8 protein-coding genes and 1 pseudogene are annotated in these 9,755 nt (G+C 63.8%); 6 read left to right on the top strand and 3 right to left on the bottom strand.

The features are described from left to right. From JOZ76_RS01685 to JOZ76_RS01675, 3 genes are all read left to right on the top strand, one after another. The coding region (locus JOZ76_RS01685) for a response regulator (RefSeq protein WP_291696900.1) at nucleotides 1–299 on the top strand (299 nt) is incomplete at its 5' end. Between the two features lie 30 nt (nucleotides 300–329). Next, complete coding sequence (locus JOZ76_RS01680) at nucleotides 330–1,205, top strand: CheR family methyltransferase (RefSeq protein ID WP_291696899.1); 876 nt, start codon at nucleotides 330–332, stop codon at nucleotides 1,203–1,205. A 3-nt stretch (nucleotides 1,206–1,208) separates the two neighbouring features. Next, the gene (locus JOZ76_RS01675) at nucleotides 1,209–1,514 is read left to right on the top strand and encodes a PilZ domain-containing protein (RefSeq protein WP_291696898.1); all 306 of its coding nucleotides are present in this window, start codon (nucleotides 1,209–1,211) and stop codon (nucleotides 1,512–1,514) included. A 313-nt stretch (nucleotides 1,515–1,827) separates the two neighbouring features. Here the strand turns inward: JOZ76_RS01675 and JOZ76_RS01670 are convergent, their stop codons facing one another. After that, nucleotides 1,828–2,112, bottom strand: coding sequence for a hypothetical protein (locus tag JOZ76_RS01670; protein ID WP_291696897.1), 285 nt, complete (start codon nucleotides 2,110–2,112; stop codon nucleotides 1,828–1,830). A 154-nt stretch (nucleotides 2,113–2,266) separates the two neighbouring features. Between JOZ76_RS01670 and JOZ76_RS01665 the strand changes: the two genes are divergently transcribed. Beyond that, the gene (locus JOZ76_RS01665) at nucleotides 2,267–2,902 is read left to right on the top strand and encodes a response regulator transcription factor (protein WP_291696896.1); all 636 of its coding nucleotides are present in this window, start codon (nucleotides 2,267–2,269) and stop codon (nucleotides 2,900–2,902) included. Nucleotides 2,903–3,020: 118 nt separating this feature from the next. On the opposite strand, the gene JOZ76_RS01660 is transcribed toward JOZ76_RS01665, so the two are convergent. Continuing rightward, complete coding sequence (locus JOZ76_RS01660; protein WP_441299957.1) at nucleotides 3,021–6,647, bottom strand: PAS domain S-box protein; 3,627 nt, start codon at nucleotides 6,645–6,647, stop codon at nucleotides 3,021–3,023. After that, nucleotides 6,628–7,062 (bottom strand): response regulator, encoded by a 435-nt coding sequence (locus JOZ76_RS01655; RefSeq protein WP_291696894.1) that lies wholly within the window; start codon nucleotides 7,060–7,062, stop codon nucleotides 6,628–6,630. Before JOZ76_RS01655 ends, JOZ76_RS01660 begins: the two co-directional genes overlap by 20 nt. Nucleotides 7,063–7,648: 586 nt before the next feature. Between JOZ76_RS01655 and araD the strand changes: the two genes are divergently transcribed. Together araD and JOZ76_RS01645 are read left to right on the top strand one after the other, a co-directional pair. Further along, entirely contained in the window at nucleotides 7,649–9,397 is a 1,749-nt protein-coding gene (gene araD, locus JOZ76_RS01650; RefSeq protein WP_291696893.1) for an L-arabinonate dehydratase, read from the top strand. Nucleotides 9,398–9,503: 106 nt separating this feature from the next. Then, nucleotides 9,504–9,755: pseudogene (locus tag JOZ76_RS01645) on the top strand (ribonuclease activity regulator RraA); the annotation flags it as partial.

Below are 9,755 nucleotides of genomic sequence, written 5' to 3'. Positions count from 1 at the left end.
CCGAAGACGGCGAAAAGGCGCTCGAAGCCTGCAAGCGCGCGCTTCCCGACGCCGTGCTGCTCGACTGGAACATGCCCGTCATGGACGGCTACGAGTTCCTCGGCAATCTGCGCCGGCTGCCCGGCGGGGATCAGCCCAAGGTGGTGTTCTGCACCACCGAGAACGATATCGACCATATTTCGCGCGCGCTGCATGCCGGTGCGAACGAATACATCATGAAGCCCTTCGACAAGGACATCGTCGCCGCCAAATTCCAGGAAGTCGGGTTGATCAAGGAAGGTTCACCCGCATCCGCCTGACCATCTTGTCTGCTTTTCGGGAGGCCACAAGTGAACCCGCCTGACTACGAATATTTGCGTAAACTTCTCAAGGACCACTCCGGTCTCGATTTATCTTCTGACAAGCAATATCTGCTTGAAAGCCGTTTGCTCCCGCTGGCGCGCAAATCGGGCTTGTCCAGCATCACTGATCTCGTGCAGAAACTGAAGGGGGGCTCGACGGCCATCACCGCCCAGGTGGTGGAAGCCATGACCACCAACGAGACCTTCTTCTTCCGCGACAAGGTGCCGTTCGACCATTTTCGTGAGTCGATTATGCCGGAGATGATCAAGGCGCGGGCGAACCGCAAGAGCATCCGGATCTGGTGCGCGGCGGGCTCGACCGGCCAGGAGCCTTACTCGCTGGCGATGTGCCTGAAGGAGATGGGCGCGGCGCTCGCCGGCTGGCGGGTGGAGATTCTCGCGACCGACCTGTCGCAGGAGGTGCTGGAGAAATCCAAGGCCGGCATCTACAGCCAATTCGAGGTGCAGCGCGGCCTGCCGATCCAGATGCTGGTCAAGTACTTCAAGCAGGTCGGCGAGGTCTGGCAGATCAATCCCGAACTGCGCGCGATGATCCAGCATCGCCAGCTCAACCTGCTGCACGAGTTTTCGTCCCTCGGCGCCTTCGACGTCATCTTCTGCCGCAACGTGCTGATCTATTTCGACCAGGACACCAAGACCAACATCTTCAACCGTCTTGCCAAGGCGGTCGAACCGGACGGCTTCCTGGTACTCGGCGCGGCCGAGACCGTGGTCGGGCTGACCGAGACCTTCAAACCTTTTGCAGACCGGCGCGGCCTTTACCGGCCGAGCGGTTCGGCCGGTGCGTCCGCAAGGACGAGCACTCTTGGCGCCTGGCCAAAGGCTGCGGCCGCGGGAGGATAAATCGTGTCGGAGGCGACCAAGGGTGCCGAGCGCGTGACGTTCAGCCGGGGCTATGATGTCTGCATCATGGCCATCGATGGCACCTGGCGAAGGGATTGTCAGCTCAAGGCGATCTCCGACAACGATGCACTGCTGACCCTCGAAGGGTCGATCCAAGGCCTCAATCTGAAGGAATTCTTCCTGCTGTTGTCGTCGACCGGGCTCGCCTATCGCCGCTGCGAACTGGTCCGGGTGAACGGGTCGGAGATGGATATTCAGTTCCTGAAGGGCAAGGGCAAGAAGAAGAAGGCGAGCGCGGCGGCTGTCTGAACGCTCTCCGTTCAGGGCGCCATTTTCAAGCAATGGTGATGAGCGGCGGCGATGGACCTCGCCGCATCGCAGCAAGGCCTGATGCCGGGATCTCTGGGCAGCAGTACGAAGCCCGCCAAGCCGGTCGACCCGGCGTCTGCTTCGCGAATCTCGTCAAGGCCGCTTCGGGCCTGCGATCACCCGCATCTGCGTCGCGGCCGACGCCGTGCGGGGCAGCATCGGCGTGAAGCCGGCTTTGAATCCGGAGAATATTTTGGACCCGGAGCTCAGAACCTTCGAAAAAATCGACCGTGGACCAAGAAGCGCTCGACCCTCAGCACTTCCTGAGGAACTGCACGGCATCGTCCAGATGGACGCTGCAGGCTTGCAGCGCGCTGATTGCCCTGAGATAGCGCGGCATCACGTCGTCGAGGACGACGACATCGGCTGCCGCCTCCGCGCTGCTCGCGGTCCGCTCGAGGGCGATCGCGGTGTCGATCGCGCGGGTCACGGCATGGACACGCTCCGACAGCGATTGGAGTTCCGTGATGAGGCAGTCGCCGGGCTCATGCGGGACATCGCGTGGAACAATGACCCGGTTGCTTGCGGCCTGTGGCATCGGTGCTCTCCCACGCCTCGCTTAGGGCGCGCGATGCTACTCACAGGTTAAATAGGCTTCCCGTACAAATACGGTGGGGTCAAATGCATGCAGGACGTGGTATCATATAAAGGCGATGTTGTTCGTACTTTCTCCTTTCTACGGGTGATGGCACATGGGCGAGAAACCTGCCCCCCGCGGCGAAATCTTCGTGGTGGACGACGACCCCGCTGTACGTGAGACGCTTTCTGTCGTTCTCTCGTCGGGCGGCTATGAAGTGATTTGCTTTGCGGACGGCGCAGCGCTGCTGGCGGTTGCACGCAACAGAACGCCGGCCTGCATCCTGCTCGACGTTCACATTCCCGGAAAGTCCGGCCTCGATATTCTCAAGGAATTGCGTGGCGAAGACTATCCTGCGCCGATCTTCATGATCTCGGGACAGGGCGACATCCCGATGGCTGTCAACGCGATCAAGAACGGCGCGCTCGACTTCATCGAGAAGCCGTTCCGCGGCAGCGAGATCGTATCGCGGCTGAATGACGCGATAACGGCATTCACGCGACGGCAATCGGCAGGCTCGATGACGAAGATCGGGTCGCTGCATTTCCCGGGACGCGAGCCGTTGACACGGCGTGAGCGGGAGGTTCTGGAGCAGTTCACCGCCGGCGCCTCCAACAAGGAGGCCGGCCGGACGCTCGGGATCAGTCCGCGCACCATCGAGGATCATCGCGCCAACATCATGAAGAAGCTTGGTGCGAGGAATGCGGCTGATCTCATCCGGATCGTGATGACGGCGCAGCGGGCATCCTGACCGGCTCCGAGCGGGGTGCGTTTGCGCACGCGGCGCTGTTGGATGCGAACGCGGTCCGCTGCGTCGTTGCCCGTGCGAATCGGAGCAGGTCGTGCACGGGCGCGAACGCCTGCGCCGGCTATGCCGTCGCGGCCCGCTGATCTTCCTGGGGTTCGTCGAGCGCGGTGCGAATCATCCGCGCCATGTCGGTCTTGCGATACGGCTTGACCAGCAGCAAGACCCCGCTATCGAGCCTGCCGTGATGAATGACGGCATTCTCGGTATAGCCCGACGTGTACAGCACCTTGATATCAGGCCGGGTGCGCCTGACCTCGCAGGCCAGCTGGCGGCCGTTCATGGCGCCGGGCATGATGATGTCGGTGAACAGCAGATCGATCGGGTGGCCTTCCTCGATGATGGCGAGCGCCTCGGTGGCGTTGGCGGCTTCCAGCGTCACATAGCCGAGGGATTGCAACTGGGTCAGCGCATGATCCCGGACCAGGCGATCATCCTCGACCACGAGGATGGTCTCCATGCCGCCTTCGACGACGGGGATCGCCGCAGTCTCCGCCGCGAGCGGACCGCCATTGCCCGGCGGCAGGTACATCTTGATCGTGGTGCCGTGGCCTTCCTCGCTGTAGATCTTGATGTGTCCGGCCGACTGCTTGATGAAACCGTAGACCATGGAGAGGCCGAGCCCGGTGCCTTTGCCCGGACTCTTCGACGTGAAGAACGGGTCGAACACCCTGTCGACGATCGACGCCGGGATGCCGTTTCCGGTGTCGCTCACCGCGATCAGCGCGTAGCGGCCGGGCCGCACGTCGTCATGCCTCGCGGCATAGATCTCGTCGAGATAGGTCCAGCCGGTCTCCAGGATCAGCCTGCCGCCGTCCGGCATGGCGTCGCGCGAGTTGAGGGTCAGATTGAGGATGGCGGTGGCGAGCTGATTCGGGTCGACCGTCGCCATGCAGGCCGTGTCATCGAAGATCGTCTCGATCTCGATGTGCTCGCCGAGCGTCGGCCGCAGCAGTTTGACCGTGTCCATGATCATCGTGTTGATGTCGATTTCCCGCGGCTGCAACGGCTGCCGGCGCGCAAAGGCGAGCAGGTGCTGGGTGAGATCGGCGCCGCGCGCTGCCGCCTCGTCGATCATCTTGGTGATGGCGACGAGCTGCGGCTCGCGGGCGACCGCGGTCGCCAGGATCTCGATGGTCCCGGTGATCACGGTCAGGATGTTGTTGAAGTCGTGGGCGATGCCGCCGGTCAGCTGGCCGATCGCTTCCATCTTCTCGGCCTGGCGGATGCGTTCCTCCGCCGCGATCTTGTCGGTCAGGTCGCGGAAGAAGCCGTTGAAGACGAAGCCGTTCCGCGTCGACAGCGCCGTGACGCTGACCTCGGCCTTGAACTCCTTGCCGCCACGCCGCCGCACCATGATCTCGCGGCGCCGCTCGAGTACCGAATGCCGCCCCGATTGCAGGAACAGCTGCAGGCCTTCCTTGACGAACTGGTGGTCGGGCCCCACCACCAGGAGATCGACAACGTCCCTGCCGAGGATATCCTCGCGGCGCCAGCCGAACAGTCTTTCGGCTTGCGAATTCCAGTTCAGGATGCAGCCGCGCTCGTCGACCTGGACGAACGCATCGAGCGCGGTCTCGATGATGTTACGCGCGAGCTGCTCGCTCTCGTGCAGGGTTTCCTGGGCGAGCCGGCTTTCGGTCATGTCGCGGCCGGTGAAGAAGTGCCGTTGCACCGGCTCCGACCAGGTCGCCATCCAAGACAGCGTCACCGCCCGCCCGTCCCGGTGCAGGAAGCGTGTATCGTAGGTCCGCGTCTTGTGCCCGAGGCGTGCGGCCCGCAGCGCCTTGCGGGCATAGTCGAGGTCGTCGGGATGGACGAAATCGGTGGTGTTATGGCCGACCATGTCATCGGGCAGATACCCGAGGATCGCCTCGGAGCTCGGACTGACCTGGACCAGCAGCCCGGCCGAATCGGTGATCAGGATCAGGTCCTGCGAGGTCTCGAAGATGCGCCGCCGCTCCTCGGTCTGCTGGCGTAGCGCGTGTTCGGTCTTCTTCCGTTCAGAGATGTCGCGGGCGATCTTCGAGATGCCGATGATCCGGCCCGACGAGTTCTTGATCGGCGAAATCGACAGCGAGACCTCGATCGTGCTGCCGTCCTTGCGCCGCCGGATGGTCTCCTCGTGCTGGATCCGCTCGCCGCGGCCGGCCTTCGCGAGAATGTCCTGCGTCTCGCCCGGACGGTCGGGCGGATCGATCAGGTCGATGTTCCTGCCGACGGCTTCCTCGGCCGTATAGCCGAACATCTGCTCGGCGGCCGGATTCCAGCCGGTGATGGTGCCATCGAGCGACTGCGTGACGATGGCGTCGTTCGAGGATTCCACCGCGGCGCTGTAAAGACGTTCGCGGGCGGCGAAATGGTCACGCGCGGCCTCGGTCAAATAATGCTGCTGGACCTCGCGCTCGAGCTCGGCGGTCTTGGCCCTGACCTCGCTGATCACGCGGGCGAATGCCCGTGCCAGCACGCCGGTCTCGCCGACCGCGTCGACGGGTATCGCGATCGGGTCGTTGCGGCCGACGCCTTCGACCGCGGCGGTCAGCTGGTTGATCGGCCGCGTCAGCGATTTCGCGACCGCGACCGCGAGCACGGCCGCGCACAGCATCGCGATCAGCCCGATCACCGTCGTGGTGTTCCTGACCTCGATTGCCGCACGCATCAATAGCGCGTTCGGCACGATCTCGATGATGCCGATCCACTCGCTGCCCGCCAGCTGCGCCGGCGCCAGCACCGCTCCGGAGGGGCGTCCTTCATTGTCCTTGGCGACCAGCGCGACGCTGTGCTTCGTGTCCGCGACCGAGGCGAGGGCCGGAAAATCGGCACGCCAACTGGTGGGGGTGCCGAGCAGCGCGCCGAATTCACGTGCTGCGTCCGGATGAACGAGATAGTCGCCGCGCGCGTTGACGATGTAGAGCCGCTCGCCGGGGCGCACCGATGCGCGCGCCCTCTCGAAGGCGGCCCGCATGTCGATGTCGACGATCAGAATGCCGAATGGCGTGGTGTCGCTTCCGAAATAGATCGGCGTCGCGACGCGCATGGTCGGCATTCGGGTCGCGGCGTGGATTCCGCTGTCCGCGCCGAGATCGACGGGAGAAACATAGATCTCGCCCGGGCGCAGGCGCATGGTCTCCTTGAAATAGTCTTCCTGGCCGACCCCTTGCAGCTCCGCGTCCTGGACCACGCGCGCGGCGCCGTTTGGCCCCAGCCGGTCGATGCGCACGATCTCGCGTGCGCCGCCCTCGGCGCGAATGAAGCGGAACGCCGCATAGGCGGGCTTCGCCTCGACCACGGCGAGAAAACGACTGGCGATCCGCTCGCGCCAGACGTCGACGGGCACGCCGTCGGGGTCTACCCCGCCGGCGCGGCTGGCGCGGATCAATGCGAGGAAGCCGGGAGCATCGTGGAAGCTCGCGACGTCGGTGCGGGCACCGGCGACATAGGATTCGATTTCAGCGGCCACCAGCCGTGCGTGGGTCTCGATGCGGTCGAGCACCCGTGGCGGCATCACCCGCTCCAGGCTGCGATAGCTGAACCAGCCGACCGAGAAAGTTGCAGCCGCAACCAGCAGGATCATCGCGATGGCAAGGCGCGTAGTCAATGTCATGCCGGCAACGGGACGGCCGTCCCGTGCCGGCGCGCGACCGGATGGCAGCGGCAGGGTTGCTTCTGCGTCAGGTGCCAGTTGCTGCATTGCCATTCGGAGCGAATAATGACAGCGGTGGTGTCGCGGCCGCAAGGCAGCTTGCGACCATCGCCAACAGGGTTGCCGGTTTGAACGGCTTGGGAAGGCTGCAGACGGCGCCAAGCTTGGTCGCCATCCCGAGATAGTCGGGTTCCGACGCAAGCTCCGGAGCAAACGGGCGGCCCGAGATCACGATGATCGGCACTTTCGGCTGCTTGCGGTGGATCAGCCGCATGGTTTCGAGCCCGTCCATTCCCGGCATGAACACATCGAGGAACAAAAGGTCGAACTGTTCCGTCGAGAACGCGGCCAGCCCTTCGCGGCCGTCGCTCGCCACGGCGACGCTGTGGCCCTCGCGCTCCAGGAGCAGCCGAATCGTCGACTGGACGCCTGCATCGTCGTCGATGATGAGAATCCTGGCCAATGCGCACTTCTCCGAATGGGGCGGAATCAAGACCAACGGCTGGTTGTAAAGCTTTTGCCCAATTTCGTCTCTGCTGCAAGCGTCGGGGTACCGCCGCGTGAGGGGGCCTCGTTAAAAACCGGTTACTCAAACGAGGCTTATGCACGACAGCGTGTAGAGCAGCGGCCATGAGCCGCTCGGATTTGAGGCGGAAATGCGGCAGTGTCGAGATTTGAACACACTTTGTAGTTGCATTAATACCACGCCTCACCATCAATTAAAACGTCAATTGCATGGGCCAGCCAGCATACTGATGGAGGTCGGGATTATACGGGTGGATGTGGCAGGGCAGCGGGCCTCGTGCAGCGCCTCGACCTGACGCGATCACTGAGGGGTGACAGAATCGAGCGGCGCGCGGGTCACGCGAGATTTGGGAGCCGCGGCAAGCAGGCGCGCTCGCGCTTGATCGGTGGGGACTGTCTGTGACATGACCTGAAGCGCGATGAAATCACCGTCGCGCTTCAGGTTATGGTTGGAGCATGAACTTTTCGGAAGACCGCTTGGCACTTTTCCGGATGCTCCAGCTCCCAAACGAGCAGGTGCGTGGATGACGGTCGATCTCCCCAAGGCAAAAAGTCCCGGCGAACTGCGCAGCGCGCGCTGGTTCGCCCCCGACGATCTCAGGTCGTTCGGGCATCGCTCGCGCACCATGCAGATGGGCTATGCGCCGGAAGAGTGGAAGGACCGCCCGGTCATCGCGATCGTCAACACCTGGTCGGATGCGCAGCCCTGCCACATGCATTTCAGGAGCCGGGTCGACGACGTCAAGCGCGGCGTCCTGATGGCCGGCGGCTTTCCGCTGGAATTGCCGGCGCTGTCGCTGTCGGAATCGTTGCTGAAGCCGACCACGATGCTCTATCGCAACCTGCTCGCGATGGACGCCGAGGAGCTGCTGCGCTGCCATCCCGTCGACGGCGTGGTGCTGATGGGCGGCTGCGACAAGACCACGCCGGCGCTGCTGCTCGGGGCGACCAGCATGAACATTCCGGCGATCTATCTGCCTGCCGGCCCGATGCTGCGCGGCAACTGGAAGGGCAGGACGCTCGGCTCAGGGTCGGATGCCTGGAAATACTGGGACGAGCGGCGCGCCGGAAAAATCTCCGACAAGGACTGGGTCGATATGGAGGCCGGCATTGCGCGCAGCTACGGCACCTGCATGACCATGGGCACGGCCTCCACGATGACTGCGATCGCGGAGGCGATCGGCATGACCCTGCCGGGTGCGTCCTCCATACCGGCCGCGGACGCCGGCCACATCCGCATGGCCTCCGAATGCGGCCGCCGCATCGTCGAGATGGTGTGGGAGGATCTCACGCCGCAGCGGATTCAGACCCGCAAAGCTTTTGAGAACGCGATCGCGGTCGCGATGGCGATGGGCTGCTCGACCAACGCCATCATCCATGTGATCGCACAGGCCCGCCGCGCCGGCCAGGACATTTCGCTCGATGATTTCGAGGTCGCAAGCCGCAAGGTGCCTGTGATCGCCAATGTCCGGCCGAGCGGCGATGCCTATCTGATGGAGGATTTTTTCTATGCCGGCGGCCTGCCGGGCCTGATGAGCCGCATCCACGCGCATCTGCATCTCGATTGCCTCACCGTGACCGGCAAGACGCTCGGCGACAACATCGCCGATGCCGAGGTCTACAACGATGACGTCATCCGCACGCTCGCCAATCCGATCTACGCGGAGGGCGCGCTCGCGGTGCTGAAGGGCAATCTCGCGCCCGATGGCTGCGTCATCAAGCCGTCGGCCTGCGATCCGCGCTTCCTCAAGCACACCGGCCCCGCGCTGGTGTTTGATGATTATCCCGCGATGAAGAAGGCGATCGACGATCCCGATCTCGACGTCACGGCCGATCATGTGCTGATCCTGCGCAATGCCGGGCCGCAAGGGGGCCCCGGCATGCCGGAATGGGGCATGCTGCCGATCCCGACCAAACTCGTGAAGCAGGGCGTGCGCGACATGGTGCGGCTGTCGGATGCGCGCATGAGCGGCACCAGCTACGGCGCCTGCATCTTGCATGTCGCGCCGGAGGCCTATGTCGGCGGACCGCTGGCGCTGGTTGAGAACGGCGACCGCATCACGCTCGACGTTGCCGCACGTATCATCAATCTCGACGTGGGGGAAGGCGAACTCGCGCGTCGCCGCGCCGCATGGCAGCAGCCGGAGCGCCGTTTCGAGCGCGGCTATGGCTGGATGTTCACGCGCCACATCCGCCAGGCCAATGAAGGTTGCGATTTCGATTTCCTCGAAACCGGCTTTGGCGCACCCGTCGGAGAACCGGTGATTTATTGAGTCCACGTCGTTCCGGGGCGATGCGTAGCATCGAACCCGGAACCTCGAGATTCCGGGTTCGGCTCTGCGAGCCGCCCCGGAATGACTGCGAAATAGAGAAGGACAAATGTCAAAACTCAGCGAAGCGACCCGCAACAAGCTCAAGACCGTCTCCACCGCGACCGTGGCAACCGCGCTGTTCAAGCGCGGTTTTCGCATCCAGTGCATTCAGGACGTTCATCCCTTGAGCCCCGACCAGCCGACCATGGTGGGCGAAGCCTTCACGCTGCGCTACATGCCGGCGCGGGAAGACCTGAACAAGCTCGATGTCTTCCGCGACCGCTCCCATCCGCAGCGCAAGGCGGTCGAGGATTGTCCG

This window comes from Bradyrhizobium sp., from assembly GCF_019244115.1.
Lineage (GTDB): Bacteria > Pseudomonadota > Alphaproteobacteria > Rhizobiales > Xanthobacteraceae > Bradyrhizobium.
This window is presented reverse-complemented; position numbering and strand designations above follow the sequence as displayed.